The sequence below is a fragment of the Streptomyces sp. NPDC046900 genome (assembly GCF_040644975.1).
GTDB lineage: Bacteria > Actinomycetota > Actinomycetes > Streptomycetales > Streptomycetaceae > Streptomyces.
The window spans coordinates 31,578-58,562 of record NZ_JBEYXD010000034.1; the positions used below are offsets into that span (position 1 = coordinate 31,578).

Annotated in this window: 23 protein-coding genes; 5 read left to right on the forward strand and 18 right to left on the reverse strand. The window is 72.3% G+C overall.

Annotated features, from left to right (window positions below; translation table 11 throughout):
• Positions 1-13: 13 nt before the first annotated feature.
• From ABZ904_RS28115 to ABZ904_RS28125, 3 genes are all read right to left on the reverse strand, one after another.
• Positions 14-1,147 carry a glycosyltransferase family 4 protein gene (locus ABZ904_RS28115; RefSeq protein WP_359404607.1) on the reverse strand — a complete coding sequence of 378 codons (1,134 nt, stop codon included), beginning with the start codon at positions 1,145-1,147 and terminating at the stop codon, positions 14-16.
• Positions 1,144-4,038, reverse strand: a complete 2,895-nt coding sequence (locus ABZ904_RS28120; protein WP_361826152.1) for a CDP-glycerol glycerophosphotransferase family protein — start codon at positions 4,036-4,038, stop codon at positions 1,144-1,146. Before ABZ904_RS28120 ends, ABZ904_RS28115 begins: the two co-directional genes overlap by 4 nt.
• A gap of 357 nt (positions 4,039-4,395) precedes the next feature.
• Positions 4,396-4,653: a hypothetical protein gene (locus ABZ904_RS28125; protein ID WP_359404601.1), complete on the reverse strand. Its 258-nt coding sequence runs from the start codon at positions 4,651-4,653 to the stop codon at positions 4,396-4,398.
• A 299-nt stretch (positions 4,654-4,952) separates the two neighbouring features.
• Here ABZ904_RS28125 and ABZ904_RS28130 point away from each other — a divergent pair, with 299 nt between their 5' ends.
• On the forward strand, positions 4,953-7,124 hold the full coding sequence (locus tag ABZ904_RS28130; RefSeq protein ID WP_361826155.1) for a glycosyltransferase family 39 protein: 2,172 nt from the start codon (positions 4,953-4,955) through the stop codon (positions 7,122-7,124).
• Positions 7,125-7,130: 6 nt separating this feature from the next.
• On the opposite strand, the gene ABZ904_RS28135 is transcribed toward ABZ904_RS28130, so the two are convergent.
• From ABZ904_RS28135 to ABZ904_RS28150, 4 genes are all read right to left on the reverse strand, one after another.
• Entirely contained in the window at positions 7,131-7,940 is an 810-nt protein-coding gene (locus tag ABZ904_RS28135; protein ID WP_360993538.1) for an SDR family NAD(P)-dependent oxidoreductase, read from the reverse strand.
• A 72-nt stretch (positions 7,941-8,012) separates the two neighbouring features.
• A complete protein-coding gene (locus ABZ904_RS28140; protein WP_360993541.1) occupies positions 8,013-9,269 on the reverse strand; it encodes a hypothetical protein in 1,257 nt (418 codons plus the stop codon).
• A gap of 178 nt (positions 9,270-9,447) precedes the next feature.
• Positions 9,448-10,173 carry a DUF4232 domain-containing protein gene (locus ABZ904_RS28145; RefSeq protein WP_359404590.1) on the reverse strand — a complete coding sequence of 242 codons (726 nt, stop codon included), beginning with the start codon at positions 10,171-10,173 and terminating at the stop codon, positions 9,448-9,450.
• A 153-nt stretch (positions 10,174-10,326) separates the two neighbouring features.
• Positions 10,327-11,712, reverse strand: a complete 1,386-nt coding sequence (locus tag ABZ904_RS28150) for a serine/threonine-protein kinase (protein ID WP_361826159.1) — start codon at positions 11,710-11,712, stop codon at positions 10,327-10,329.
• Positions 11,713-11,758: 46 nt separating this feature from the next.
• On the opposite strand from ABZ904_RS28150, the gene ABZ904_RS28155 reads away from it, so the two are divergent.
• Entirely contained in the window at positions 11,759-12,310 is a 552-nt protein-coding gene (locus ABZ904_RS28155; protein ID WP_359404584.1) for an RNA polymerase sigma factor, read from the forward strand.
• A gap of 82 nt (positions 12,311-12,392) precedes the next feature.
• On the opposite strand, the gene ABZ904_RS28160 is transcribed toward ABZ904_RS28155, so the two are convergent.
• From ABZ904_RS28160 to ABZ904_RS28170, 3 genes are all read right to left on the reverse strand, one after another.
• Positions 12,393-13,361: an aldo/keto reductase gene (locus tag ABZ904_RS28160; RefSeq protein WP_359404581.1), complete on the reverse strand. Its 969-nt coding sequence runs from the start codon at positions 13,359-13,361 to the stop codon at positions 12,393-12,395.
• Between the two features lie 217 nt (positions 13,362-13,578).
• The gene (locus ABZ904_RS28165) at positions 13,579-14,208 is read right to left on the reverse strand and encodes an MBL fold metallo-hydrolase (RefSeq protein ID WP_359404578.1); all 630 of its coding nucleotides are present in this window, start codon (positions 14,206-14,208) and stop codon (positions 13,579-13,581) included.
• Positions 14,208-15,296 carry an S-(hydroxymethyl)mycothiol dehydrogenase gene (locus ABZ904_RS28170; protein ID WP_359404575.1) on the reverse strand — a complete coding sequence of 363 codons (1,089 nt, stop codon included), beginning with the start codon at positions 15,294-15,296 and terminating at the stop codon, positions 14,208-14,210. Before ABZ904_RS28170 ends, ABZ904_RS28165 begins: the two co-directional genes overlap by 1 nt.
• A 222-nt stretch (positions 15,297-15,518) precedes the next feature.
• Here ABZ904_RS28170 and ABZ904_RS28175 point away from each other — a divergent pair, with 222 nt between their 5' ends.
• Complete coding sequence (locus ABZ904_RS28175) at positions 15,519-17,285, forward strand: ABC transporter ATP-binding protein (RefSeq protein WP_361826164.1); 1,767 nt, start codon at positions 15,519-15,521, stop codon at positions 17,283-17,285.
• 10 nt (positions 17,286-17,295) lie between these two features.
• Here the strand turns inward: ABZ904_RS28175 and ABZ904_RS28180 are convergent, their stop codons facing one another.
• The 3 genes from ABZ904_RS28180 to ABZ904_RS28190 are packed head-to-tail and all read right to left on the reverse strand — an operon-like array spanning position 17,296 to position 20,000.
• Positions 17,296-17,820 carry a MarR family transcriptional regulator gene (locus ABZ904_RS28180; protein ID WP_359404569.1) on the reverse strand — a complete coding sequence of 175 codons (525 nt, stop codon included), beginning with the start codon at positions 17,818-17,820 and terminating at the stop codon, positions 17,296-17,298.
• 60 nt (positions 17,821-17,880) lie between these two features.
• A complete protein-coding gene (locus ABZ904_RS28185; protein ID WP_359404566.1) occupies positions 17,881-18,627 on the reverse strand; it encodes a polysaccharide deacetylase family protein in 747 nt (248 codons plus the stop codon).
• Positions 18,624-20,000 (reverse strand): UDP-N-acetylglucosamine--N-acetylglucosamine transferase, encoded by a 1,377-nt coding sequence (locus ABZ904_RS28190; protein WP_359404563.1) that lies wholly within the window; start codon positions 19,998-20,000, stop codon positions 18,624-18,626. Before ABZ904_RS28190 ends, ABZ904_RS28185 begins: the two co-directional genes overlap by 4 nt.
• Before the next feature lie 143 nt (positions 20,001-20,143).
• Between ABZ904_RS28190 and ABZ904_RS28195 the strand changes: the two genes are divergently transcribed.
• Positions 20,144-20,569, forward strand: a complete 426-nt coding sequence (locus ABZ904_RS28195) for a BlaI/MecI/CopY family transcriptional regulator (protein ID WP_360993560.1) — start codon at positions 20,144-20,146, stop codon at positions 20,567-20,569.
• A gap of 4 nt (positions 20,570-20,573) precedes the next feature.
• A complete protein-coding gene (locus tag ABZ904_RS28200; RefSeq protein WP_360993563.1) occupies positions 20,574-21,584 on the forward strand; it encodes a M56 family metallopeptidase in 1,011 nt (336 codons plus the stop codon).
• Between the two features lie 110 nt (positions 21,585-21,694).
• Here the strand turns inward: ABZ904_RS28200 and ABZ904_RS28205 are convergent, their stop codons facing one another.
• The 5 genes from ABZ904_RS28205 to ABZ904_RS28225 all read right to left on the reverse strand — a co-directional run bounded on the left by ABZ904_RS28205 (position 21,695) and on the right by ABZ904_RS28225 (position 26,877).
• The gene (locus ABZ904_RS28205) at positions 21,695-23,020 is read right to left on the reverse strand and encodes an aromatic acid/H+ symport family MFS transporter (RefSeq protein WP_361826169.1); all 1,326 of its coding nucleotides are present in this window, start codon (positions 23,018-23,020) and stop codon (positions 21,695-21,697) included.
• A gap of 279 nt (positions 23,021-23,299) precedes the next feature.
• Positions 23,300-24,250, reverse strand: coding sequence for a VOC family protein (locus ABZ904_RS28210; protein ID WP_361826172.1), 951 nt, complete (start codon positions 24,248-24,250; stop codon positions 23,300-23,302).
• The gene (locus tag ABZ904_RS28215; protein ID WP_361826175.1) at positions 24,231-25,349 is read right to left on the reverse strand and encodes a 4-oxalomesaconate tautomerase; all 1,119 of its coding nucleotides are present in this window, start codon (positions 25,347-25,349) and stop codon (positions 24,231-24,233) included. The genes ABZ904_RS28210 and ABZ904_RS28215 overlap by 20 nt, the downstream gene beginning before the upstream one ends.
• Positions 25,346-26,056: a 4-carboxy-4-hydroxy-2-oxoadipate aldolase/oxaloacetate decarboxylase gene (locus tag ABZ904_RS28220; RefSeq protein WP_361826178.1), complete on the reverse strand. Its 711-nt coding sequence runs from the start codon at positions 26,054-26,056 to the stop codon at positions 25,346-25,348. The genes ABZ904_RS28215 and ABZ904_RS28220 overlap by 4 nt, the downstream gene beginning before the upstream one ends.
• Entirely contained in the window at positions 26,053-26,877 is an 825-nt protein-coding gene (locus ABZ904_RS28225) for a PIG-L deacetylase family protein (protein ID WP_361826181.1), read from the reverse strand. The genes ABZ904_RS28220 and ABZ904_RS28225 overlap by 4 nt, the downstream gene beginning before the upstream one ends.
• Positions 26,878-26,985 lie beyond the last annotated feature (108 nt).

The following is a 26,985-nucleotide window of genomic DNA, read 5'->3' on the forward strand; positions in this document are numbered from 1 at the left end:
GGGGCGCCCTCCCTCAGCGCTCCAGGAAGTCGAAGAGCTCCTCCCACCGACGGGTGATCACATCGGGGGCGAAGCGCTGCACGTTCTGGCGCGCCTTCTCCCCCATCGTGTCGCGGAGGTTCTCGTCGGCCATCAACCGCACCAGTTGCCGGGCGAGTTCGGAGATGTTGCCGTGCCGGGCCAGCAGACCGTCCTCGCCGTCCCTGACGATCTCGCGCACCCCGGGTGAACAGTCGAACGCGGCGCACGGCACGCCGCAGGCCATCGCCTCGAGGAGGACGAGCGGAAAGCCCTCGCCCCGGGAGGACTGCACGAACACCGAGGACCGCCCGAGCGCCCCGGTCACGTCGTCCGTCTGCCCCGCCCACTCGACCGAGTCGTCCAGACCGAGCCCGGTGCACTGCTGCCGGAGCGCGTCCTCGTACTCGCCGGCACCGTAGATCCGCAGGATCCACCCGGGCTGCCGCGGCGCGGCCTCGGCCCAGACGTCCAGCAGCAGGTCGATACCCTTCGCGTGGCTCAGCCGCCCGATGCTGGCCACCACCTTCTCCGTGCGCGGCGAGGAAGCGCCGGGCATCAGCGGCAGCGGGTTCGGCATGAACCCGACGTTGTTGAGGCCTTCCCGCACCCAGCGGTCCGCGTCCTCCTGGGTGAGGACCAGCAGCCTGTCCACGCCCTCGTAGTACTTCTTCACCCGCTCGAAGCGCGAGGAGCGGCGGGAGGCGTCGAAGGACTCATGGCTCATGCCGATGACCGGGAGCCCGGCGGTGTCCGCCAGCGCCACCCACTCCATCGCCCAGACCTGGGTCACGATGATCACGGCGCCGGGCCGTGCGGCACGGAAGATGCCGGTCAGGCGTTCGGCCGCGGCCCGCATACCCGCCTCCCGGCGGCGTACGGCGGGATCCAGCCGGCCCAGCCGGACCCGCGGCCTGCGCCGGCCCGGTGGCCGCCGGTCGTAGAGGGTCACCGTCTCGAACGGCGGATCCTCGCCGAGGTCCATCGGCACCTCGGGCGGGGAGATGCCGATGATCCGCACCCGGTGGCCGCGCTCCGCGAACAGCCGGGCCATCTGGGCCTGCCAGCGGCCCACGCCACCGAGCTCGTTGACCTCGTTGGCGACGAAGTAGATCTCACGCTGCGTCATCGGGTCTCTCCCGCAGGGCCGAAGAAACGGTCCACGATGCGAGCCGCCGCGTCCCCGCGGTCGTACTCGCCGTACTTGTCCACGAACTCCTTGAGCTGCGCCTCGTACTGGGTGCCCACGGCCGGCAGGTCGGACACCGCGGCGAACAGTTCGTCCTCGGTGCGGGCCACCGGTCCCGGGGCCTCCGTCAGCAGGTCGAAGTACGTGCCGCGCATGTCCTCGGCGTACTCCTCCCAGTCGTAGGCGTAGAAGACGAGCGGGCGGCGCAGCAGCGCATAGTCGAACATCACGGACGAGTAGTCGGTGATCAGAGCGTCGGCGAGCAGCAGGAGCGGGGTGATGTCGGGTTCACCGGTCACGTCCACGACCCGGCCCGCCACCGACGGCGGCAGGGCGACCTGGTTCAGGTAGTGGGAGCGGACCAGGAGGGTGCACTGGTCCCCGAAGCGGTCGGCGAAGCGTTCCACGTCGAAGGGGAACTCGAAGGCCCGCACGGCGCCGTCGGCACGGGCACGGAACGTGGGCGCGTACAGCACCACGCGGTGTCCCGGCTGGATGCCGAGTCTCTCGGCGAGCCGGCGCAGGTCCGGGTCGGGCGCCTGTGGGTCGCGGGCCGCCCGGACGAGGGCGTCGTTGCGGGGGTAGCCCGAGCGCAGCAGCTTCCCCTCGGGGATGCGGTAGGCCCGGGCCAGGGTGCGGACGTCGTGCTCGCTGCGGACCAGGAAGTGGTCGAAGCGGTCCAGCGCCGCCTGGTAGGCGCGCTGCTCCTGCTCCGGCATCACCCGGTAGCCGGGCTCGTCGAAGCCCATCTTCTTCAGGGCCGAACCGTGCCAGGTCTGGATGTAGGTGGTCTCCGGACGTTTGGACAGCCGCAGCGGGAACCCCTGGTTGTCGATCCAGAACTCGGCCTGGGCCAGCGCCCTCAGGTAACGCCAGGACCAGCGGCGGACGAGTTCGGCGTCGGCCGGGAAGCCCTCGGGCCGCTTGCCCGCGTAGGACCAGATGGCGGTGACCGGGGCATGGCGGCGGCACAGTTCCTCGTAGATGGCCCTCGGGCTGTCGCTGTACTGCCGGCCGATGTGGCTCTCGAAGACGACCGTGCCCCTGCGGACCGGAAGGAGGCGCAGCATGTGGTGGTACCCCTGGATCTTGCGCGGGCCGGAGACCAGCTCTCTTCTGACGGCCCGGGCGGTGCGGTAGGCACCCTTGACGGTCCTGGCCGCCGAGCCGTGCAGATTGCGGTCCACGACGGCGCGCCCGCGGCGGGCCGGCGCGCTGTGCTGGGTCAGGCGGAAGGCCAGATGCCCCTTGGCCGAGGCCTGGGGTTCGAGCCGGTCGGCCACGAGCCGGCTGAGCCTGGGTTGCACGGGCACCGACGCGGAGTTCTCCAGGTCGACGCGCCCGGCCGTGATGCGGGTGGTGGTGCGCTTGCCGTCCGCCGTCAGGTGCAGCCGGATGTCCCAGACCTCGTCGACGACGCCGAGCGGGCGGAAGCGGGCGGACAGCGGGATCACGGCCTGCCAGGTGATGGTGTCGCCCGCGTGACGGACCGTCCGCACCGGGAACCGGAAGGTCTGCAGACTACGGCGGCGGGCCCGGAACTCCAGCTCGGCGGCGAGTCGGGCGTCCGGCGCGACGGTCCCCAGCGGATTGACCACCGCGCCCTCGAGCACCACCAGGTCCCCGCGTACGGCGTATCCGGTGAGCAGGTTGCGCAGGAACATCCGCTCCAGCGGTGTGCCGTGGTGGCCGAGACCGGTGACGTCCATGATCTCGCGTGCCTTGGGGTCGTCCAGGTACTGGTGGCACCAGTAGACGCGGCCGTCGCGCTCGGCGAGCGGCGCGGAGATCTTGTCCCGGTTGATCAGTGTGTCGATCGCGGGCATCAGGTTGTCCCAGTCCTCCCGCAGCAGCAGGTAGGCGCAGATGGCGTGCACGCGGTCCAGCTGGGCGTACGCCGCCTCGGGGAAGTCCTGGATGTAGCCGCGGGCCAGTTCCGCGAAGCGGTGCCGGTAGCCGTCGTCGAGGAACGGCAGGTCGCGCAGATACAGCACGAGGTCGTGCTTGAGGAACTTGATGGCCTTCTGCAGCTTGAGTCCGTCGAGGGCCCGGCGGTCCAGCACGGCGTCGATACGGCGGTGGATCTCCAGCCGGTCCGTGAAGTTGTTGATCTCGTGGCGCCGGTTGCTGATCGACTTGGCCGTGGTCTTCTCCGCCACGTGCCAGTAGTAGACCGTGTTGGGGATGAGGGTGATCCGGCCCGCCGCGAGATAGGCCTGCGCCGAGAAGAGCAGGTCCTCGTAGTGGATGCCCCGCGGGAAGCTGAGCTCGTTCTCGAGGAGGAACGCGCGCCGGTAGCACTTGTTGGTCGACAGGGTGTCGAAGACGAAGAGGTCGGGCAGCTCCGCGATCGACTCGACGGTGTGCGTGGACTGGTACAGCCAGGGGTACCAGGGGATCCGCTTGTCGTGCCGGCTGTCGGTGTGCACCCGGACGCACAGTCCCGAGACCAGGTCCGCACCGGTGCGGTCGGCCGCTTCCAGCATGTTGCGGCAGGCGTTGCGCTCGAGGGTGTCGTCGCTGTCCAGGAACATCACATAGCGGCCGCGGGCCACGGCCATGCCCTGGTTGCGCGGCTCCCCGCAACCGCCGCTGTTCCGCTCCAGCCGGATCGCCCGCACCCGGCCGGGGTGGTCCGCGGCGAGCTGTCGCGCGACCGTGTGGGAGTCGTCCGTCGAACAGTCGTCGGCGATGATCACTTCCACGTTGCGCAGCGTCTGGTCGAGCACGGAACGTACGGCCACCGGGAGCCGCCGTGCATCGTTGTAGACGATGACGACGACGCTGATGTCCGGTTCCGGCCCGTCTGATCCGGGATTGTCGATCGACACGGCCACCTCTCGTCTCGGGTTGCGGCTCTCTCCGGACGACTGACCCGTCACCGCCACGGCTCGGTGGCATCCGCGAGGGCATCCCGCGGACAGGGGTGCGTCCGGGTTCGGCTCTGGAACTGGACCCTACATCTTGTAGGGTTTCGCGTGCGTGTCCGGCCTCGGCCGAGGGGACTCCCCTCGGCCCTTCCACGCTACGTGAGGGACCCGGCGGGGGCCGTGGGCGCAGAGCGCTCCGGGCCGATGGCCCGACGTGTGGCGGGCCCGGTGCTCGCTCGGCGGTGCCCATGCCCGCCGAGGTCCCGCCACGGCGCCGGTGCGACGTGGCGGACTGCGGGGTCGACGGTGCGCGGAGCATCAGCGGCCCGGGGGGTCCGGGGTCCACTGTGTCCTCGCCACCCTCCCGCGCTGATCCGCGTCGGCCGCCTCAGGGGCCACCCGGGCCCGGTGGGCCCGGCGGACGCACACGTCCAGGGTGTCCACCGCGGGCGAACCCGGCCCGTCCAGGCCGAGCACCGCGCGCTCCTGCCGCGTGAAGGCCGGGGCCTTGTCCAGCGGCGGGCCGACGAGGATCACGGCGGCGCGGGCGGTGGTCTGTCCGGTGGGGTGGGTCATCGCACGGTCCAGTGGGGAGGGGTTCAGCATTCTCTTCCCTGTGCCCCGCCCACGTACCTTACGCACGGCTGACCGGACTAAATCCTTCACCTGTTCGGGGGCGAAGACACGCCGACGAGCGGCTTCGTCCCTTGGGACGCTCCGGACGACGGTGAGCATGTTCTTACCAAGATCCTGAACAAATCGGACAACGGGAAGCGAGCACGACTCCTCTTCGTGGGCGACGGAGCGGCGACGGGATCCCCGGGACCGGACCGACACGACGGTGCAGAATCCGCGGGAGTCCTGGAAGGCCCACCATGCTCAGCCCTCATGCGCAACCGACTGCGGCGACCGGCGGGGAGCCGGGCACGGCCGTGGCGGCCTCGACCGGCACGGGCCACCCCGACGACGGAGGACGGCCACACCGTGGGCCACGGCCGCGATACGAACTCCCGGCGCTGCTCTGCATCGCGGCGCTCGCGACCGTCCTCTACACCTGGGGCATCGGCCACAGCCTCTACCACACGTTCTACGCCTCCGCCGTGCGCAGCATGACCGACAACCCGGTCGCGTTCTTCTTCGGTTCGTTCGACCCGGGCAACTCCATCACCCTCGACAAGCTGCCCGGCTTCCTGTGGCCCCAGGCCCTGTCGGCCATGGTCCTCGGCTTCCACCCCTGGGCGCTGGTGCTGCCACAGGCCGTGGAGGGCGTGGCGTGTGTGCTCCTCCTCCATCTGCTGGTACGCCGCTGGGCCGGTGTCGTGGCGGGACTGCTGGCCGCCGCGTTCCTGGCGCTCACCCCGGTGACCGTGGGCCTCGGCCGATCGGTCGTGGAGGACGCGCCGTTCGTCCTGCTGCTGCTCCTGGCCGCCGAGGCCACCTGGCGGGCCGTCGAACGCGGCCGGTTGCGCACACTGCTGCTCGCCGCTGTCTGGGTCGGAGTGGCCTTCCAGTGCAAGATGCTGGAGGCCTGGGCGGTACTGCCCGCGCTGGCCGTGGCCTATCTGGTCGCCGCGCCCACGACACCGCGCCGCAGAATCGGTCATGTCGCCGTGGCCGGGGCGGTCGCCGTGGCGGTGTCGGCGTCCTGGGTGGCCGTAGCGACGGTCGTCCCCGCACAGTCCCGCCCCTACATCGACGGCACCACGGACAACTCGGCCTTCAGCATGGTCGTCGGCTACAACTTCCTGACCCGGTTCACCACGCTCGGCGTCGACGCCGGCGCCACCGGCAGTGTCGTCACCGGCCAGACCTCGCACCGGGGCGGCGGTCCGGTCCACGCGACCGGCAGGGGCGCGGGCGGCGGCACCGGCCACGGCACCCGCATCAGCGACCGGCCCGGTCGTGGCACCCGCGCGGGCGGGGCCGGCACGACCGGCCACACCGCACGGCCCACCGGCTGGACGGGCCCCGCCATGGGCAACAGCGAGTTGAAGATGTTCAGCCCGGGCCTCGCCACGCAGACGGGGTGGCTGTACCCGCTGGCCGGATGCTCCCTCGTCTGGGGCCTCGTCGTCGCCCGGCGCCGCCGCGCCGCCCGCACCGACCCGGCCCTCGCCGGGTATCTGCTGTGGGGCGTGTGGCTGGCCACCTTCTTCGCCACCTTCAGTTTCGGCAGCGTCACCGGTCACACGTACTACATGGGGGTCGTCGCCGTGGCCCTGGCGGCGCTGAGCGGTGCCGGTCTGGCCAGGGCGTGGGCGGCGTGCCGGGCCGGTGACCGCCGTGCCTGGGTGCTGTCGGCGGTGACCGCCGTGAACGTCGTCTGGTGCGCCGCTCTGACTCTCTGCTACCCGCACTTCCACGGCTGGCTCGCTCCCGCTGCCGTCGGGCTGTGCGTCCTCTCCCTGGCGCTCGTCGGGGCCGGCCGCAGGCCGGGGGCGGCCCGCCCGCGGATCCTCGTGGCCGGGCTTGCGGCCGGACTCGCCTCGCTCCTGGTGATACCGGGAGCCTGGTCGGCCTCTGCTCTGTCGACGCGCTACAACCAGCCCGGCGGCATGGGCCGGGTGGGCCCCGGCATCCACCCGGCCCGCACCGATCCGTCCCTGCTCACGCCTGGGGACCGGCGTCTGCTGTCGTATCTCACCGCCCACCGGGACGGGGCGAAGTACCTCGTGGCGCTCCCCCGCTGGCCGGACGCCGCGCCCTACATCCTCCAGGCCAACGCGTCCGTGCTTCCCGTGGGCGGCTTCACCGGACGGGTCCCGGACCCCACTCCCGCCCAGCTGCGCCGGCTGGTCGGCTCGGGCGAACTGCACTACGTCGCTCTGCAGGGCTCTCGCAGGCCCGCACGGGACAGCGGGGCCGCGCCGCACGGCGGGGCCGGGACGTACGGGGCGAGCCGGCGGCAGGCGGGGAAAGCTTCGGCGGGGAACGCCGCGATCACCCACTGGGTCACCGGCCACTGCACGGCCGTGCCGCCGACCGCCTACCACGGCGACGCCGACGGGCTCCTGCTGTACCGGTGCGACGCACGGTCCGCCCGCTGAATCGTCCTACGCCGGGTCCGGGGACTCGCCGGGGTGCCGCAACGCCTGCCGGAACCCGGTGTTCACGGCGAGCAGGCCGCCGTCGACGCACAGCGCGGTCCCCGTGATCCAGGCGGCGTCCCGGGAGGCGAGGAACGCGACCGCGGCCGCGATGTCCTCCGGCTCGCCGACCCGGCCCAGTGGGTACAGCTCGGCGACCGCGCCGAGTTCCGCGTCGCGGCCCTCCCAGGCGGTGGTGCGGACCGTGCCGGGCGCCACGAGGTTGACGCGGACCCCGCGCGGTGCCGCGTGCCCGGCGAGGGTCCGGGTCAGCGACATCAGACCCGCCTTCGCCGCGCTGTAGGCGTGGTTGCCGAAGTCCTGGATGCCGTTGACCGAGCCGATGCTGACGATGGCGCCGCGCCCCGAGTCCACGAGGTACGGAAGGGCCGCCCGGCTGCAGCGGTAGGCCCCCGTCAGGGTGAGGTCGAGGTCGCGCGCCCACACCGCGTCCGGCTCGTCCTCGAAGAGCGGGACGTCAGGGGTGCAGCCGTACGCGTTGTTGACCAGCACATCGAGCCCACCGAACGCCTCCGCGGCGCGCTCGACGGCCCCCTCCACCGAGGCGCGGTCCGCGACGTCGCACGGGAACGCCTCGGCCCGCCCGCCCGACTCGCGCACCGCGCCCGCGGTTGTCTCCGCAGCCGCCATGTCCACGTCGGTGACCAGCACGCGGGCACCCTCCGCCGCGAACCGCCGGGCGGTCGCGGCGCCGATGCCCCGCGCCGCACCGGTGATCAGCACGCCGTACCCCTCGAACCGCCGCATGTGATCCATGCGCCGACGCTACTAGCCCGGTTGGCCCAAGGGCACCGGTCGGTGCCGTCGAGACGATCGGCCGAGGGCCCGTCAGCCGGCGCTCGCCGTGGCCGTGGGGGACGCCGGGACGCCGAGGAACTCCTCCCAGCCGCCGAGCGGCGCCTGTCCGGGGGCCAGGGTGCGCAGCTTCCTGACGACCGCGGGGTCCTGCGCCTCCAGCCACTCCACCAGTTGCCGGAAGGACACCATGCGCACGTCGTCGTACGCCGCGATCCGCTCGATCACCTCCTCGACGGCGTCCATGTAGATGCCCCCGTTCCAGCGTTCGAAGTGGTTGCCGATGAAGAAGGGGGCGCGGTTGGTCTCGTAGGCGCGCCGGAAGCCCGCCAGATACGTGTCACGGGCCTGGAGACGCCAGGTGTCGTACTGGGAGCGGTCGCCCAGGGGATTGCCGCCGGACTGGTTGGCCATCATGTTGTAGTCCATCGACAGGACCTGGAAGGAGTGGCCCGAGAAGGGTATGGACTGAAGGGGGAAGTCCCAGATCCGGCCGCCCTGCACCTTCCCCGGCCAGATCTGCAGGCCGCCGGGCGAGCTGGCGTCGTACTTCCAGCCGAGCGCCGCCGCGGTGGGCAGCAGATTGGCCTGGCCCTCCAGGCAGGGGGTGCGCCCGCCGATCAGTTCCTTGCGGTAGTCGAAGGGCAGCGGGTCGAGATCGGTGAAGCCGGTGTTGGTCTTCCACTCGGTGACGAACCGCACGGCCTGGTCGATCTCGCTCCGCCACTCGGCGGACGACCAGTTGCGTACTCCGTCGGCGCCGCAGAAGTGGCCGTTGAAGTGGGTGCCGATCTCGTGTCCCTCCAGCCAGGCGGCGCGCACCTGCTGGAGTGTGGAGTGGATGTGCCGGTCGGCGAGGTAGCCGATCGCGGAGGCGCCGACCGCGTGCTGCGGCGGCCGGTAGAGGTTCTTCTTGGACTCCGGCAGGGTGTAGATGCCGCTGAGGAAGAAGGTCATCGCGGCCCCGTGGTCGGACGCGACCTTGCGGAAGCGGGAGAAGAGCTGGTTGCTGAGCTCACCCGCGCCGTCCCAGGAGAACACGACGAACTGCGGGGGACGCTGACCGGGCTTCAACCGCTCCGCCGTGGGCTGGTGCGGCTGGGCACCGGTGTCCGCGGTGGAGCCGTCGCCGATGAGCTTCACGGGCGGGGGCTGGACGGTGTCCTTGCCGTCGCCCGAGGGGCTGTCGCCGCCCACGGACCAGCCGCCGGGCGCACAGGCGGACAGTGCGCCCAGGGCGCCCGCCGTCGCGCCCGCGGTCAGCAGGCGCCTGCGTGAGATGCCGTTCATGGTCGTCCCCGTTTCCTCGTCGTACGGCTCCGTGCGGAGCCCTTCCGGTGTGGCCGACGAGTTCGATGGGCCGGGGCGGCGGAAAGATCGCCGGGCCGGGGACGTGTTGCCGTGCTGTGACAACCGCGGCGGTTCCATGACGAACCCCGCTGCCGGACAGCGGGGTTCGGGGGGTGGGTCAGACGCCGGTGCCCGGGCTGAAGACCGTCAGGAACACGGAGGAGGAGTTGCCGGAGACGGGGACCGCGCCACCGGACCACTTCACCTTCAGCGCGTCCTTCTCGTCCGGGGGTGTGACGAGGATCGCCACGGGCGTGGCCTTGTTCGCCTCACTGATGTCGGGGTTGGAGAAGGAGAGGCCGGCCCAGGCGCTCTTGCCCGGCGCGAGCGAGATCTTCGTGGGGCTGCCCGAGGTGCGCTTGGGGTCCGGTCCCAGCTGCTTGCCGGAGGCGTCCACGAAGGCGGCGCCCGGGTAGCCGTCGATCGTGCAGGTGCGCCCCGAGCTGTTGGTCAGTACGAGGGGGAAGTTCTCCTGCCCGGCGCCCGGATTGTTGGCGCCGACGGACGCGCGCAGTTCGGTGGTGTGGCAGCGGGTGCTCGTGGCGCCGCCCCCGGAGGCCGCGTCGGAGGACTTCGTGCCGCTCTTCGATGCGGAGGGGGTGGAGGAGGTGCTGCTGCCCGTGGTCGTCGCGGACCCGTCGGGGCTCGTGTTGTCGCCGGAGGCGGGCTGGGCCGTCCCGGGCAGCTTCTGCGGGGCAGCGACCGTGCCGTGGTTCTCACCGCAGGCGGTCAGCAGGCCGAGGGCGGCGACCGCGGTCAACCCGGCCGCCACGCGTCGTGCCGTCAGGCGGGGGGTCGTGCCGCCGAGGTCCGGGCCCGCTGTGCCGCGCCGGAAGGTCACCATGTCTGTTGCTCCTTGAGCTCACCGCTTGTGGGGGGGCGGTGCGTGAGGACGGTGCCGTGTGCCCCGTCCTCCCTGTCCGATGCACGCCGGCGCGGGAAAGTTCGCGTGCGGCCCCGGGGCACGGAACGGACCGGCAGCCTCGGCGCTCCCGGGTCAGCCGGTGACGCGCACCGAGTCCAGGATCCGGTCGGTCTCGTCGCTGCCGCCGTCCTGGCGCAGCTGTACGTAGACCTGCGTCCGGCCGGCGCTGTGCACCGGGCCTAGAACGGCCTCCGTGACGGTGCCCTTGCCGCCGTCGCAGGCGTCCCAGGTACGTATGCTGCCCTGCCAGACCGCGCCATGGTAATCCCGGCTGCCCGCGTAGTGGCAGCTCGTGTGCCGGAGCTCACGGACCTTGGCGGCGAGGTCCCCGTGCACGCTCAGACCGATGAACGCGCCGTTCACAGCGGTGCCGAGGTCGGACCAGTGAGACAGGTCGTCGGCGACGGCGAGAGCGGGTTCCTGCCCGGTGGGCAGGCCCACTGACTTCGGGTCCCAGCCCGCGTCGCGCAGCTGGCGGTCCCAGGCCGCCGGGACGACCGCGTGGATGCGCCCGGTGGAGTCCTGGACCTTCGCGTCCGCGGCCGGGGCCTGCCGCAGCAGCAGGGTCGTCATGACCGCCGCGGCGGCGGCGACGGCCACGGCCGCCAGGGCGAGGTACAGGGTCCCCCGATGGCGCCTCGGCCGCTCGGCCGCCTGTGCCGGGAAGGCGGATCCCGCGAGCCGGTCGAGTACGTCCGCGAAGGCGTCGGCGGTCGGCCAGCGCCGGTCTCGGTCGGGCTCCATGGCCCGCAGCACCGCCCGCTGGACCTCGGGCGGCAGGTCGGGGCGGAGCCGGTCGGGGCGCTGGACCCTGCCGGGCGGGGCGGGGACCGTGCCGGTCAGCAGGTGGTAGGCCAGGGCGCCGAGGCTGTAGACGTCGGCGCGCGCGTCGATGCCCGAGCCGGGTTCCGTCTGCTCGGGCGGCGCGTACCCGGCGGATCCGGCCGCCATGGTCAGTCCCGAGGCCTGTGCGAGGCTCTTGGCGAGACCCAGGTCCGCGAGCAGCAGCCGGGTGGAACCGTCGGGCGCGGTGCGCAGCAGGACGTTGGACGGCTTGATGTCCCGGTGCACGATGCCGGCCTCGTGCAGGGCGGCCGCGGCGCGCGCGGCGAGGGCCGTCAGGCGCAGCGCCTCGGCCACCGGGAGCGGACTGTCGGCGATCCGGTCGGCGAGGGTGCCGCCGTCCGCGTACTCCATGACGAAGTAGGGCCTGCCGTCGGGGAGCTCACCGATGTCGTAGACCTGCACGACCCGGGCCGAGTCGGCGCGGCGCAGCAGGCGCGCCTCGGCCAGGAAGCGCTCCCGGACATCGAGCCGGTCGGCCCAGTTCTCGGCGAGCACCTTGACGGCGACCGGTGCTTCGAGGACGTCGTCGAGGGCGAGCCAGACGACGCCGAACGCGCCGCCGCCCAAGCGCCGTTGCAGGCGGTAGCGGTCGATCCGCTCCAGGGAGTGCATGGGACTATCATGCCTGGTCGGTAAACGGTGACGAGGGGAGCTCCCAGTGGGTGACGCTGCGGACACGGAGGAGCTCGCCCGGCGCGCGGCCGCGGGGGACGGAGCGGCTCTGCACGCGCTGCTCCAGCAGATCCAGCCGGAGGTCGTACGGCGCTGCGGACGGTTCCTGCCGTGCCGCGAGGACGCCGAGGAAGCGGCACAGGACGTGCTGCTCCAGGTGGCCCGGAAGATCGGCACGTTCCAGGGCCGCAGCCGCTTCAGCACCTGGCTGTACACCGTGGTCGCCAACTGCGCCCGGCAGAAGTACCGGGAGCTGAAGCGGCGGGCCGCCGAGCAACCCGCCACCATCGACGCGGCCCAGTACGTGGACCCGCGGACCACCAGCGTGATCGCCGGCTCTCGCGTGGATCTGCTGGAGGCCCTGGAGCGGCTGGAGCGCGAGCACCCGCACCTGGTGGCACCGCTGGTCTACCGGGACATCTGCCAGCTGGAGTACGCGGAGGCCGCCGAGCGTGTAGGTGTCCCGCTGGGCACGCTGAAGTCCCGGCTGCACGAGGCGCGCAAGCAGGTCAGGCCCTGGCTGACCGGCTCCCTGTGAGGGTGCCGGGCCGGATCTCCCGCGCGGGACGGTACGGGCGTCGCGTACCGCCCCGCCGTGCGGGCCCCGTCCCGGTGATCCGTCAGTGGCCGCGGACGGGGTGCGGGCGGTACGGCTCCTCGAGTGCCTCGATCTCCTTGTCGGTGAGGTCGAGGTCGAGCGCCGCCACGGCGTCGTCGATGTGGTGCGGCTTGGTGACACCGACGATCGGCGCGGTGACGGTGCTCTGCTGGAGCAGCCAGGCGAGGGCGACCCGTGCGCGGGGGACGCCCCGAGTGGCGGCGACCGCGGCCACCGCCTCGACGACGGCCCGGTCTCCCTCCTGGTAGAGCCCCTTGCCGAACTCGTCGGTGCGGCTGCGCTCGGTGGCCTCGTCCCAGTCCCGGGTCAGGCGCCCGCGGGCAAGCGGGCTCCAGGGCAGGGCGCCGACGCCCTGGTCCGCGCAGAGCGGCAGCATCTCGCGTTCCTCCTCGCGGTAGAGGAGGTTGTAGTGGTTCTGCATCGACACGAACCGCGTCCAGCCGCCGAGCCGGGCCGTGTACTGGGCCTTGGAGAACTGCCAGGCGTACATCGAGCTCGCCCCGATGTAGCGGGCCTTGCCCGCCTTGACCACGTCGTGCAGGGCCTCCATCGTCTCCTCGATCGGAGTGTCCGGGTCCCAGCGGTGGATCTGGTAGAGGTCGACGTAGTCGGTGCCGAGGCGGCGCAGGCTGTGGTCGATCTCCGTCATGATCGCCTTGCGGGACAGGCCGCCGCCGTTGGGTCCGGGCCGCATCCGGCCGTGCACCTTGGTCGCCAGCACGATCTCGTCGCGCTGTGCGTATTCGGCGAGCGCCCGGCCGACGATCTCCTCACTCGTGCCGTCCGAATAGACGTTCGCGGTGTCGAAGAAGGTGATGCCGGCGTCGAGGGCCCGGCGGATGAGGGGCCGGGACGCCTCCTCGTCGAGGCTCCACGGGTGACGGCCGCGGTCGGGGATGCCGAAACTCATACAGCCCAGGCAGATCCGGGACACCTCGAGACCCGTCGAGCCGAGCTTCACGTACTCCATGCGCGTCCTGCTTTCACTCGGGGCGGGGCAGGGCGCCGCGGACCGCGCGGTCGCGGCCGCACGGGCCGGTGGCGTGGCGCCCTGGCCCTGACGACGTGATCCCTGCCCACCTTAGGTGCCCCGAAGCCCCGCCGCCGAGGCCCGGCGGCATCCGCTCGGCGGTACCCAGGGCCCGCCGGACCGCCCGCGTCCCGGACCCTCTGTCGCCCTGTCCGGGTCAGTGGCCGCGGGTGATCCACTCGTCGAGGTGGGGCGCCTCGTCGCCGATGGTCGTGGTATCGCCGTGCCCGGTGCGGACCACCGTCTCGGGCGGGAGGCTCAGCAGCCGGTCGCGGATCGACCCGATGATCGCCGGGAAGTCGGAGTACGAGCGCCCCGTGGCGCCCGGGCCGCCCCGGAAGAGGGTGTCCCCGGTGAAGACCGTGCCGAGGCCCGCGTCGTAGAGGCAGACCGCGCCGGGCGCGTGACCCGGGGTGTGCAGGACGGTCAGATCGGTTCCGGCCGTCTCGATGATCTGGCCGTCGGCCAGCCAGTTGTCGGGCAGCCGCTCGGGATGGGTCATCCGCCACAGCGGAAGGTCGTCGGGGTGGAGCCAGATCGTCGCGCCGGTCCGCTCGGCGAGCGCGGGGGCGGCGTCGATGTGGTCGTTGTGGGCGTGCGTGCACACGATGGCGCGCAGCCGCCGGTCACCGACGGCCTCGGCGATGGCGTCCGCGTCGTGGGCGGCGTCGATGACGACGGCCTCGTGGTCGTCGCCGACGATCCACACGTTGTTGTCGACCTCCCAGGTGCCGCCGTCGAGGGAGAAGGTGCCGGAGGTGACGAGGTGGTCGATGCGCGCGGTCATCACAGCACCACCACCGAACGCAGCACGTCGCCGTGGTGCATCCGCTCGAAGGCCTTCTCGATCTCGTCGAGGGCGATGGTCTCGGACACGAACTTCTCCAGCGGCAGGCGCCCCTGCAGATGCAGGTCGATGAGCATGGGGAAGTCGCGGGAGGGCAGGCAGTCGCCGTACCAGGAGGACTTCAGGGCACCGCCGCGTCCGAAGACCTCCAGCAACGGGAGTTCCAGCTTCATCTCGGGGGTGGGGACGCCGACGAGGACGACGGTGCCGGCCAGATCACGGGCGTAGAAGGCCTGTGTGTACGTCTCCGGGCGGCCGACCGCCTCGATGACGACATCGGCCCCGAAGCCGTCGGTGAGCCCGCGGACCGCCTCGACGGGATCGGTCTCCCGGGAGTTGACCGTGTGGGTGGCACCCAGTTCCCTGGCGGAGTTGAGCTTGCGGTCGTCGACGTCCACCGCGATGATCTTCGAAGCGCCGGCCAGGTGTGCGGCTGCGATCGCCCCGCAGCCGACGCCGCCGCAGCCGATGACCGCGACCGAGTCGCCCCGGCCGACGTTGCCCGTGTTGACGGCGGCGCCGATGCCCGCCATCACGCCGCAGCCGAGCAGGCCCGCCACGGCCGGGGAGACGGCCGGGTCGACCTTCGTGCACTGTCCGGCCGCGACCAGCGTCTTCTCCGCGAAGGCACCGATGCCGAGGGCCGGGGTGAGCTCCTGGCCGGTGGCGGCAACGGTCATCTTCTGCCGCGCGTTGTGCGTGTCGAAGCAGTACCAGGGCCGGCCACGGCGACAGGCGCGGCACTTCCCGCACACCGCCCGCCAGTTGAGGATCACGAAGTCGCCGGGTGCCACGTCGTCGACGCCCTCGCCGACCGACTCGACGATCCCGGCGGCCTCGTGCCCGAGCAGGAACGGGAAGTCGTCGGTGATGCCGCCCTGCTTGTAGTGCAGGTCGGTGTGGCACACCCCGCAGGCCTGGATGCGCACCACTGCCTCACCGGGCCCCGGATCCGGTACGACGATGGTCTCCACCCGCACCGGCTCGTCCTTGCCAGGGGCGATCACGCCGCGTACTTCCTGCGCCATGGTGCTACTGCCTTCCCGTCGGTGTCGCGGACGCCTCGCGCGCCCGGTGCGGGTCTCGGCGGCCCGCACGCTGATCCTCGCGCGGCGGGCACTGCCCCCGCACGTATCCCGCGCGGCGAATGTGAGATCGGCTGCGGGCCGCACCCTTCCGGAACGCATCCGGGTGACACCCGCGCCCCACGGCGGACGTAGTCTGAACCCCCCTACGCCGCAAGGAAAGCCGTGAGCATCGCAGAGACGGAAGCAGAGCCGCAATCGATGCCGCCCTCGTGGCGGCTGCTCCTCGGATACGTACGGCCGCACCGGTGGGCACTGCTCGCCGGTGCGCTGCTGGCACTGACCACCGGCGCCACCGGGCTGCTCCTGCCGCTGGTGGCCAGGGGGCTGATCGACGACCTGGCGCACGACCGGTCCATCACCGGGGCGCTGCTCGGCATGTCAGGCCTGGTGGTCGCCAACGCGGCGGTGGGCGCATCGGGTTCCTATGTGCTGCGCCGCACCGCCGAGTCGGTCGTCCTCGGGGCACGGCGCGCCCTGTCGTCGTATCTGCTGAGGCTGCGGATCTCCGCCGTCGACCGCACCGAGCCCGGCGATCTGATGGCCCGGGTCACCTCCGACACGACACTGCTGCGGGAGGTCACCACCGACTCGCTGGTCGGCCTCGGCACCGGCGGGCTGACGCTGGTCGCGACGGTGGTGATGATGGGCCTGGTCGACCCGGTCCTGCTGGGCGTCACACTCGGCGTGATCCTGCTGGCGGGCATGGTGCTCGGAGTGATCGTGCCGCGCATCAACCGGGCGAGCCGCAAGGCGCAGGACGCGGTGGGCGCGATGGGTGCCTCCCTGGAGCGGGTCCTCGGTGCGCTCCGCACGGTCAAGGCCTCGGGTGCGGAGCACCGCGAGGAGGAGGTCGTCCATGCGGCGGCCGAGGAGTCGTGGCGGCAGAGCGTACGAGCCGCCCGGTGGACGGCTGCCGCGGGCAACACGGCGGGGCTCGCGATGCAGATCGCGTTCATCACCGTGCTGGCGGTGGGCGGCGCACGGGTCGCGACCGGCGCCATCAACGTGGGCACTCTGGTCGCTTTCCTGCTCTACGTCTTCTATCTGATGTCCCCGATCCAGCAGGTGGTCGGCGCCGTCACCCAGTACCAGACCGGGGCCGCCGCGCTCGCCCGTATCCACGAGGCGCTGCGGCTGCCCGCCGAACCGCCCGCCGGGGCCTCCACGTTGCCGTCGCCCGTCGCGCCGCCGGCCGCGCTCGCCTTCGACGATGTGCGCTTCCGGTACGCCGACGACCTGCCGTATGTGCACCACGGCGTGTCCTTCGCCGTACCGGCCCGGGGCATGACCGCGTTCGTCGGCCCCTCGGGCGCGGGCAAGACGACCGTGTTCTCGCTGATCGAGCGGTTCTACGATCCCGAGTCGGGCAGCATCACGATCGACGGCCGGGACATCACCGAGTGGGACCTGTCCGAACTGCGGTCCGCCATCGGCTACGTGGAGCAGGACGCGCCGGTGCTGTCCGGTTCCCTGCGCGACAATCTGCTCCTCGGCAATCCGCGGGCCGAGGAGGACGACGTGCGGCGGGTGCTCGTCACGACGCGGCTCGACGCTCTGGTGGAACGGCTCCCCAAGGGCCTGGACACCCTGGTCGGGCATCGCGGGACCAAGCTCTCCGGCGGTGAACGCCAGCGGGTGGCGATCGCCCGGGCGTTGCTGCGCCGTCCCCGGCTGCTCCTGCTGGACGAGGCGACCTCACAGCTCGACGCGGTCAACGAGGCGGCGCTGCGGGACACGGTCGCGGAGGTCGCGCAGTCGACCACCGTCCTGGTGGTCGCGCACCGGCTGTCCACGGTGACCACGGCCGACCGGATCGTCGTGATGGACGCGGGCCGTGTCAGCGCGATCGGCACACACCGCGAACTGGTCACCGCCGACCCTCTCTACGCCGAACTGGCCGCGACGCAGTTCCTGGCGACGGCGGGCTGAAACGGGACGGTCAGGATTTCGGGTGAGCGGCCGCGGGGATCTCCTGGGCGGCTTCATCGTCCGCTGCGTAGGCGAGGAAGTCGTCGACCATGCGGTGGAAGAGGGAGGCCAGCCGCCCGAGGTCCTCGGGCGACCAGGCGGCCAGAGCGGCCTGCATGCCGCGGACGCCCGCGGCCCGAATGCGGTCGATGGCGTCCCGGCCCTGGGGGGTCAGTTGGATGCGCTGGGCGCGGCGGTCGTCCGGGTCGGGGACCCGCGAGACATGCCCCGTCCTCTCCAGCTGCTGCACCTGGCGGGTCACATGGGACGCCTCGACTCCGAGCCGGTTGGCCAGTTCGCCCGGTCGCAGCGGCTCGGAGTCGGCGATCTGCCTCAGCAGCGCCACCGCCGCACGGTCCAGCGGCACTCCGGCCATGGCCATCAGACGGTCGTGCTGCCGGGCGCGCGTGCTCAGATAGGTGATACGGCTGAGCGCTCGCTCGATCTCGATCACTTCCGCTGAGGCGGCGGCTGAGGGCGGCTGTGCAGTGGGCATACCCGCCAGTCTACCATATAGTTGCCTAACTCAAGTAAATCGCTCCTCCGGCCCTTGCGGTCAGACCACCGAGGACGGGCGGGGCCGGCCGTGGTCGCGCAACGGGCCGACTTCGAAGCCCCGTTCCTCGCAGGTGTCCAGGATGCGGGGCACGGCACCGAGGGCCGAACGCCAGGCGCCGGGGGCCGAGGTGCAGTCGGAGTCGTGAAGCAGCACGGTACCGCCGCCGTCCAGGTCTGCCGTGACCGTGCGGTGCACGGACTCCGCCGTGGCACGCGCCGTCCAGTCCTCGCCCCAGCAGGTCCACAGGACGGGGGTGAGACCGAGTCGGCGGGCGGCGACGTGGGCAGAGGCCGACATCACCCCGTAGGGCGGCCGGAAGAGCCGTGGCCGGCGACCGGTGATCTCGGCGACGATGTCCCGGGCCCGGGCGAAGTCGTCGTACGTGGCGCGCGGGCCGCGCAGCAGCAGCGGGCGGTGCAGCCAGCCGTGGATGCCGATCTCGTGGCCTGCCGCCTCGATCTCCCGGACCAGCCCCGGAGACCGGCGGACCTCGCTGCCGAGCAGGAAGAAGGTGGCCTGCACCCGGCGTTCGGCGAGCAGCCGCAGGAAGAGCGGGGTGGACAGCGGGTGGGGTCCGTCGTCGAAGGTGAGGGCGACGTGACCGGCACGGCCACGCCCCGAGAGGCGGGGCATGACGCGGTTGCGCAGCGGCCCGAAGGTGGAGACGACGGGCGCGGCGTGCACCGCGGCGAGGGCGGGCAGGGCGGCGAGCGCGGCCGCACGCACGAGCCGGGTCCCGGTCACTGGTGGCCCCCCGGCGCGTGGGCGTGACCGGGAGCGGAGTCGTCCAGATCCAGGCCATGGCCGATGGCGTGCATCAGGCTGGGGCCGTCGTCCGTGCCGGCGATCCCGGTACCGACGGCACCGGCCCATGCCACGGCGGTGGCGGCGGCGAGCCTGCGGGAGCCGCGGCGGCGGCGCCGCGGGGCGGAAGGCGGCAAGTCGTGCCCGGGTCCCGAACGGTGGACGCGGGCTATCTCGGCCGCGGGGCCGGCGCCCGGTCCGGCGAAGAGCGCGAGGCCCGCCTCGCGCTGCCGCAGACCGAGCGGGCCGTCGATCAGGTCGCAGAGCACGGTCTTGAGGTCGGCCGGGTCCCGGATCCAGGCGGCGACACCCGCCTCGTCCAGGGCGGCGGCGTTGGTCAGCCCATGGCCCGGTATGCAGCGGTAGCCGGCGACGGGCAGGCCCGTGGCGAACGCCTCGAGGGAGGTGAGTCCGCCGGCGTTCTGCACGAGGACGTCGGAGGCGTGCATGAGGCCGGGCATGTCGTCGACCCAGCCGTAGGCGTGCTCGATGCCGTCCGCGCGCAGCCGTTCGGCGAGGGCCTCGTTGCGGCCGCAGACGACGACCGGAAGGGCCGCGCCGCAGTCGCGCAGCTCGAGCGCCACCTGCCGGACCGGCCCGACGCCCCAGGAACCGGCGACCAGCAGCGCCAGCGGCGCGCGTTCGGGCAGCCCGAACCGGGCCCGTGCCCGGCGTCGCTCCTGAGCGTCGCCGGGGCGGAACCGCGGATCGGTCACCGGTCCGCACACCCGGACGTCCCGGGCACCGGCGGCGCGGGCCTGGGCGGCGGGCACGGCATGGACCGCGAGATGCACGTCCACGCCGTCCGCCACCCACAGCGGATGCACCGAGAAGTCGGTCAGATAGGTGAGGACGGGAACGGTCAGCCGGCCGTCGCGACGCAGATTGCCCAGCACTCTGCTGGCCCCCGGGTAGGTGGAGACGAGCGCGCCTGTGCCCGGGGGTAGGGCGCGCAGCACCCGGTCCTCGGCGGCGCGCAGCAGCGCCCGCGCCGCCGGGCCGCTGCCGCCGGCACGCTCGGTGCTGTTGTAGATCCGCTGATACGCCCACGGTGCCCGGAACAGCATCCGCTGATAGCTCTCCTTGACGGCCCTGCCGAGACGTGCGGGCAACAGGTCCATCAAGTCGTAGCGGTCGACCATGAATCCGTCCGCCGCGAGACGGCGGGCGAGTTCGGCGGCGGCACCGTCGTGGCCGGCCCCCACGCTCGCGGAGACGATCGTGACCCGCCCCGACGGCGTCGCGGCTGCTCTGAGAGGCGGAACGGCGCCCGTGAGCGCGGGCGCGGGAACCGTCGTTCCGGGGTGGAGCATGGGCTTCTTCCTCCGCACATCGAGGGGAGCGGAACTCTACAACATGTAGTAGTTCACGGTTCAAAGCCCGGAGCATACTTCCTACACCCTGTAGTAGCTCACCGGGTAGCCTGAGGAGCCAAGTGGCGAAGGGGAGGTGAACGATGCAGGACCGGAGGAGCGACGAGTCCGGTGGGGCATCAGGCAGGCGCGCACGCGGCGAACTGGAAAGCGGTGTGCTCGCCGCACTCTGGGCGTCCGAAGGGCCGCTGACGGCGCGACAGGTCCGGCAGCGGCTGCCGGGCGACCTGGCCTACACGACCGTGCTGACGATCCTGTCCCGGCTGTACGACAAAGGCATGCTGGTCCGCCACCGCGAGGGCCGCGGATACGCCTACGAGCCGGCCCGGGACGAGGCGACCCACACCGCGGAACGGATGCACACCCTGCTGGAGCGCGGCTCGGACCGCGAGGCGGTACTGGCCCGGTTCGTCTCCGAACTGTCTGAGAAGGACGAGCAGTTGCTGCAGCGACTGCTGTCCGCGCACGACGGGCGCGACGACACCCGGCCCCGGGACGAAGGGCCCTGACCCGGTGCTGATCAGCGTCTACGTTCCGTTCCTGGTCACCGGGGCGCTCACGGTGCTCGCGCCGCGACCGGCCCGCCGACTGGCACCGAGGCCGGCCGCCTGGGCCCTGGCGTGTGCCGCTCTGGTGGCGGCGCTCGCCTGGACGGGCTCGCTGGCCCTGCTGGCCTTCACCGGCTTCGCCCAGATCCCCGAAGTCGCCGAGGAGGGCCGCTGGTCGGTGGACGCCCTGCGGGCCGAGGACCCGGTGTACCTCGTCGTCGCGGTGGCCGGCGCCCTCGCCCTTGCCGGCGGCATGGTCGCGCTCTGCGTCTCAGCCGTACGTCAGGTCCGTCATCTCCGGTGGGCCCGGCGGGAGTGCGCCCGTCTGCCCGGCGACACGGAACTGGCCGTGCTCGACGACGACACGCCCCATGCCTTCGCGCTTCCCGGCGCGCCCGGGCGGATCGTGGTCTCCCGCGGCATGCTGCGCTGTCTCGGCGACGCGGAGCGCGAGGCCCTCCTCGCACACGAGCGGGCCCATCTGCGCGGCAGGCACCACCTCTTCCAGACCGTCTGGCGGCTCGCGGCAGCCGTGAATCCGCTGTTGCGGCCGCTCGCCGACACCGGCGGTTTCGTCCTGGAACGCTGGGCCGACGAGGAGGCCGCGGCGCGGATCGGCAGCCGTACGGTCGTCGCCCGCGCGGTCGGGCGGGCCGCCCTCGCCTCCGCCTCCGAGACCTCCCGCCGCGCGGCGCTGGCCGCGACCGGCGGGGCCGTGCCGCAGCGGGTACGGGCGCTGCTCGCCCCCGCTCCCCCGCTGCGGGCCCTGCCGTTCGCCGCGGGCGCCGTGTTGCTGGCGGTGTGCTGCGCGAGTGTGGCCAACGCGGCATCCGACAGCGAGCGGATGGTCGTTAGCGCGCAGCGGGCGGAGTGCGCGGCGCACGCCGAGCCGCCGTGGGCCGGGGCGTCCTCCGTGGAGCGCCCTGACTGCTGCGGCCACCACCGGCACGGGGAGCACGAGCGGCGCCACGGCTAGTCCGGGGCGCGGGGGGCCGTCTGCTCGGGGGCCGGGCCGGCCTCGGGGTGTCCGACGTGCTGGGCCGGGCTCCCTCGATGAGCCCGGCCCGGTGCGCGCGTCCGCCCGACTCAGTGGGCGGCGAGCAGTTCCTGCTGCGCGGTGCCCGTACGGGGCTGCCTGAACGAGCGCAGCGCGGCCAGGCCGATGAAGATCATGGATGAGACTCCGGCCAGCGCGAAGGCGGTGAAACCCCAGTCGCCATGGCCCTCGGCGAGCAACTGGCCGCCGAGCCACGGACCGAAGACGGCGCCGAACCGGCCCATGCCGGAGGTCCAGCCCACCGCGGTGGCACGGTTGTCTGGGGTCGAGCGGATCGAGACCGTCGCGTAGATCATCGTCTGCGCGCTGTTCAGGAACACACCGGTGAGGAACACGACCAGGTAGGTCACGCCCAGCGGCATGTGGACGCTGAGCAGGAAGACCCCGGCGGCGGTCAGTGCGAACCAGATGGCCGAGATACGCGGGGCACCGCAGCGGTCGGAGACACGGCCGGCGACCAGCATGCCCACGATGCCGCCGAGGTTGAACAGGACGACGAAGGTCAGCGCGGAGCCGAGGTTGTAGCCCTCGCCGCGCATCAGGGTGGGCAGCCAGGTGGCGACGCCGTACACGAGCAGCAGTCCGCCGAAGGACGCGAGCCAGTACAGCAGGGTCTGCTGCCACTCACCGCCGCGGAACAGGTCGACCAGGGCGTTCCAGCGACCGGCCGGGGCCTGCCGGCCGGCGGTGGCGGGCAGTTCGGCCTCGTAGCGCTCGGCCATGGCCCGGGCCTCCTCGGTGCGGCCCTTGGCGACCAGGAAGCTCAGGGACTCGGGCATCACCTTGGCGAGCACCGGGACGAAGAGCAGCGGGAGCACACAGACCCAGAAAGCGGCGCGCCAGCCCACCGGCTCCACAAGCCACTTCGCCACATAGGCGGAGAGGATGCCGCCCGCGTGGTGGGCGGTCATCAGCACCCCGATGGTGAGCGCGGCGCGGCCGCCCCGGGCGTAGTCCGAGACCATGCTGATCGCGGTGGGCAGCAGTCCGCCGAGACCGACGCCGGCGAGCGTCCGGCCGAGGCCGAAGACCCCGACGCTGCCCGAGACCGCGCACAGGCCCGAGGCCAGCGAGAAGAGCGTGACGCAGGCGACCATGAGCTTCTTGCGGCCGATCCGGTCCGCGACCGTGCCCGCCGTCAGGGCACCCACCAGCATGCCGAAGGTGGCGTAGCTGCCGAGGTCACCGGCCTGGCCCGGGGTGATCCCCAGAGCCTTCTGCTCCAGCATGTGGGGCAGCACCGAGCCGTAGATGAACATGTCGAGGCCGTCGAAGAGCACGGCCAGCCAGCACAGACCGACGACCAGGGCGGCCAGTCTGCTGCCGCGAGCGGACAGGGCGGGGGAGGAGGACATCGTTGTTTTCCTCTCGTCCAGGAGGCGGTCCCTGGAGGGGATCGGTGATGGGGGTCCGCGTACTCGGGCGCGAGCCGAGAGCGTGGGGAGGGTCGACGCGGCTAGTGCGGCGGACCCGGTGTGCGCTAGACGCTAAGGACCGGGCGGGTAACTGTCAACGCTTTTGTCAACAATCTCAGCGAGCACCTGTGGCTGTGCCGGTGCCCCTGGGAAGATCCAGCAAAGACGCTGATGGAGGGGGGTCGGCACCGCACGCCGGTACGCCGGCCACCCCGTCGCTCAGCCGACCGGCGGTGTGCCGTGGGTGTGGAAGGACTGGATCGTCTGCAGGCCCCAGGCCTGCCCTTTGGCGCGCTCCGCCTCGGTCCAGGTGATCAGCGGCCAGTCGGGAGCCAGGACCAGACGGGTCAGGGGGTTGCACAACTCGATACGGTTGCCGCCCGGTTCGTAGACGTACAGGAAGAACGTCTGCTGGATGGCGTGCTTGTGCGGTCCGGTCTCGATGCACACGCCCGTGTCGATGGCGAGGTCGGCGGCCCGCAGGATGTCCTCGCGGGTGTCGGTGGCGAAGGCGATGTGGTGCAGCCGGCCGGTCGAGCCCGTCCAGTCCTCCGTGTACACGACGTCGTACGACTTGGCTGTGAACGTCAGCCAACTGGCCGCGATCCGCCCGCTGTCCAGCCGGATCTGCTCGGTGGGCCAGGCGCCCAGCACCCGTTCCTGGAACTCGGCGTTGGCGAGCACGTCCGCGGCGAGGAAGTTCACATGGTCCAGCCGGCGCACGCCCACGCCCCGGTTGGGTTTGGCCTGGGGCTGGTTCTTCAGTGCGGGTCTCAGCGCCTCGGGGGCGCGGTAGTGCTCGCTCTCCCAGTACAGGGCGTGCTCGTGTCCGTCGGGGTCGGTGGTGAGGTACAGCTTCCCGATACCGGGTTCGTCCTCGACCCAGCGGCCGGGACGGCCCGCCTGCTCGCTCGCCTCGACACGGCGCCGCAGCGCCTCCTCGCTGGACGCGCGCAGGGCGAGCCGGCCGAGTCCGGGCTGTTCGCGGGCAGTGAGCACCAGGCTGTGGTGCTCGTAGTCGTCGAAGGTCCGCAAGTAGACGGTGTCGCCGTGCTGTCCGTTGACAGTGAGTCCCAGATAGTCCGTGAAGAAAGCGACACTGGCGTCCAGGTCCGGGGTGAACAGCTGGGCGTGGCCGATATGGGCGATGTCACCGAGGGGCGGAGCCATCGTTGCCTCCAAAGAGTTGTGGGGGGGTGCCGGCGGAGCGGGGGAAGACGCTGCCGTCGAAGATCTTCCGGGCGGTGCGCACGACGGCGGTGCGGCGGGCGACCGGAGGGGTCCGGCCTGAGCCGGGATCGACGCTCGTGTCGATGTCCAGGAATCCCGTGGGGTGTTCGACGCGGATGCGGTCGCCGCGGGCGGGAAGGCGTGCGATCCCCTCCCCCACGCTTCCCGGGACGCGCAGCCCCGCCGCCACGCTCGCGGCGCCCAGGACGCCGATGGAGGTGTGGCACCGCACCGGGATGAACGTACGGGTCATGACGGCGCCGCCGTTCCGGGGCTGCGCCAGCAGACTGAGCTTGGGGACCGTGGTCCCTTCGACGTCGCCCAGCCCCATCAGCCGCCCGGCCTCCAGCCGGATCCCGTGCAACCGGTCGGCCAGCACCGGGTCGTCCTCGAGGGCCACGGGGTCCTCGTACCCGGTGACGTTCAGCGCGCGAGCGGCGATGAGCACGGTCGGCATGCCGTTGTCCACGCAGGTCACCGATGTGCCGGCGACAGTGTCGCGGACGTTCCCGGTGGGCAGCAGCGGCCTGTCGCCGGCCGGGAACTCGATCAGCACGGGGGCGGCCGCCCCCGGCACGCCGGAGATCTCGACGGAACCGGTGTAGTCGACGCGCCCACCGGGAGTGGGGAACGTCGCGACCGCAAGCTCTCCGGTGTTGCGCATGCGGATCCGTACGGAGGTCACGCCGTCCCGGGCGGCGACCAGGCCGCGTTCGACGGCGAAGGGACCGACCCCGGCCAGGATGTTGCCGCAGTTCTGCCGATCGGTCACGTCGGGGCTGTCGACGGCCACCTGGAGGAAGAGGTAGTCCACGTCCACCTCGGGGTCGTCGGACCTGGAGATCACGGCCACCTTGCTGGTCAGGGGATGCGCCCCGCCCAGGCCGTCGATCTGGCGCGGGTCGGGGCTGCCCATGATGCGCAGCAGCAGGCCGTCGCGGAGCCCGGGGTCGGCGGGCAGGTCCCCGGCCAGGAAATACGCGCCCTTGGACGTGCCGCCGCGCATCAGCATGCAGCGCACCTCGCCGGGCCCGGTCATGAGCCCGCTCCGTCCCTGACGTACTCGTCGTAGGACTGGTAGCGCACCCCCAGCCGCTCGAGGGTCGTACGCAGGCCGTAGCGGTCCAGGCCCAGTTGGCCTTCCAGGAAGGCGGCGCGGGACGCCGCTTCCTTGTTCTCGCGGGCTTCCGACGCCTCGGCGGCCCGGCGGGCGTCCTCGCGCGGCACGACCACCACGCCGTCGTCGTCGGCGAGGATCACGTCACCCGGCCGGATCACCTGGCCGCCGATCACCACCGGTACGTTGACCGAGCCGCCGGTCGCCTTCACGGTGCCCTGCGCCGAGACGGCCGCGGACCACGCAGGGAAGCCCATCTCGCGCAGTTCGGCGGTGTCGCGCACACCGGCGTCGATGATCACGCCGCGCACCCCGCGCCGCTTCAGCGCGGTGGCGAAGAGCTCGCCGAACATGCCGTCGGTGGACGGCGAGGTGGTCGTGACGACGAGGATGTCGCCCTCGCCGCACTGCTCCACGGCCGCGTGGATCATGAGGTTGTCGCCGGGCCAGGAGAGCACGGTGACCGCGGTGCCCGCGACCCGGACGCCCTGCTGCACGGGGCGCGGCCGGGTGCCGAGCAGTCCGGTGCGGCCCATCGCCTCGTGGACGGTGGCCACGCCGTACCCGGCGAGGGCCTCGACGTCCTTCACGTCCGCCTTCGGCGGGTCGGTGACGATCACGCCGCTCATGCCAGCTCCTTCGTGATCTGCGGGTACGGGCGCATGTACGCCTCGGCCATGGTCTTGTGCGCAAGGCCCAGGTTGGGACCGGCGTTGCGCTTGAGCTGGACGCCGCGGCGGACGGCGAGGTCGGTGTAGTAGTCCCACAGGTGCTGCTGGGCTGCCAGGCACTCCATGGCCTTGCGCTTGGCCTCCCACACCTCGGTGATGTCGAGGAGGACCTCGGGCTTGAAGCCGCACATCTCCGGCTGATGGGGCTCGAAGAAGAAGACCGGTGGGGCGCCGATGACCCCGCCCTCGGCCGGGTAGCCGATGGCCTGGGCCAGTACGCGGGCGTCCAGAGCCATCCGGGCCGCGGCCGGGTGGTCGCCGTTGTAGGGGTCCTCCAGCGGGTGGGTGAGCACGACGTCAGGCTGTGCCTCGCGGTACACGGCCACCAGACGGTCGGTCAGCTCGGGTGTGGCGATCAGCGGGTAGTCGCCGGCGTCGAAGAAGACGACCTCGGCGCCCAGGGCGGCGGCGGCCTGCTCGGCCTCCTCCCGGCGGATCGCCTTGATCTCCGCCAGTTTCCTGCCCTCGCGCCACGCCCTGGCGGACTCGCCGCGCTCGCCGAAGGTCAGGCACGCGATGGTGACCTTCTCCCCGCGGGAGGCGGCCAGGGCTATGGCTCCCCCCGCGCGCCACACGAAGTCCCCCGCGTGGGCGGTGATGACGAGCGTGGACCGTGACGGCGGTCCCGCCTGCTCATGGGGGTCTCCCTGCTCGAGCGGAGCCGGGAGCGGCGGAGAAGCCGGGGGTTCGGGGGCGGCGGGCGCGGTGCCGTGCGTCATCGCTGAAACTCTCCTCGTTCAGGCGATTCGCCGACGGGAAGGCACAGCCGGTGCCGACAACGCGAGCGTGCTCGGCCCATCGGGCCTTGGCCCCTTGCCGCTTCAAGC

Excerpts from the sequence above, each read along its gene's own strand:
- ABZ904_RS28145 (WP_359404590.1), bottom strand. The coding sequence starts at position 10,173 with ATGGTGACCTTCCGGCGCGGCACAGCGGGCCCGGACCTCGGCGGCACG.
- ABZ904_RS28225 (WP_361826181.1), bottom strand. The coding sequence starts at position 26,877 with ATGACGCACGGCACCGCGCCCGCCGCCCCCGAACCCCCGGCTTCTCCG.
- ABZ904_RS28130 (WP_361826155.1), top strand. The coding sequence starts at position 4,953 with ATGCTCAGCCCTCATGCGCAACCGACTGCGGCGACCGGCGGGGAGCCG.
- ABZ904_RS28165 (WP_359404578.1), bottom strand. The coding sequence starts at position 14,208 with ATGACCGCGCGCATCGACCACCTCGTCACCTCCGGCACCTTCTCCCTC.
- ABZ904_RS28205 (WP_361826169.1), bottom strand. The coding sequence starts at position 23,020 with ATGTCCTCCTCCCCCGCCCTGTCCGCTCGCGGCAGCAGACTGGCCGCC.
- ABZ904_RS28210 (WP_361826172.1), bottom strand. The coding sequence starts at position 24,250 with ATGGCTCCGCCCCTCGGTGACATCGCCCATATCGGCCACGCCCAGCTG.
- ABZ904_RS28215 (WP_361826175.1), bottom strand. The coding sequence starts at position 25,349 with ATGACCGGGCCCGGCGAGGTGCGCTGCATGCTGATGCGCGGCGGCACG.
- ABZ904_RS28125 (WP_359404601.1), bottom strand. The coding sequence starts at position 4,653 with ATGACCCACCCCACCGGACAGACCACCGCCCGCGCCGCCGTGATCCTC.
- ABZ904_RS28140 (WP_360993541.1), bottom strand. The coding sequence starts at position 9,269 with ATGAACGGCATCTCACGCAGGCGCCTGCTGACCGCGGGCGCGACGGCG.
- ABZ904_RS28115 (WP_359404607.1), bottom strand. The coding sequence starts at position 1,147 with ATGACGCAGCGTGAGATCTACTTCGTCGCCAACGAGGTCAACGAGCTC.
- ABZ904_RS28180 (WP_359404569.1), bottom strand. The coding sequence starts at position 17,820 with ATGCCCACTGCACAGCCGCCCTCAGCCGCCGCCTCAGCGGAAGTGATC.
- ABZ904_RS28160 (WP_359404581.1), bottom strand. The coding sequence starts at position 13,361 with ATGGAGTACGTGAAGCTCGGCTCGACGGGTCTCGAGGTGTCCCGGATC.
- ABZ904_RS28135 (WP_360993538.1), bottom strand. The coding sequence starts at position 7,940 with ATGGATCACATGCGGCGGTTCGAGGGGTACGGCGTGCTGATCACCGGT.
- ABZ904_RS28190 (WP_359404563.1), bottom strand. The coding sequence starts at position 20,000 with ATGCTCCACCCCGGAACGACGGTTCCCGCGCCCGCGCTCACGGGCGCC.
- ABZ904_RS28150 (WP_361826159.1), bottom strand. The coding sequence starts at position 11,712 with ATGCACTCCCTGGAGCGGATCGACCGCTACCGCCTGCAACGGCGCTTG.
- ABZ904_RS28220 (WP_361826178.1), bottom strand. The coding sequence starts at position 26,056 with ATGAGCGGCGTGATCGTCACCGACCCGCCGAAGGCGGACGTGAAGGAC.
- ABZ904_RS28195 (WP_360993560.1), top strand. The coding sequence starts at position 20,144 with ATGCAGGACCGGAGGAGCGACGAGTCCGGTGGGGCATCAGGCAGGCGC.
- ABZ904_RS28170 (WP_359404575.1), bottom strand. The coding sequence starts at position 15,296 with ATGGCGCAGGAAGTACGCGGCGTGATCGCCCCTGGCAAGGACGAGCCG.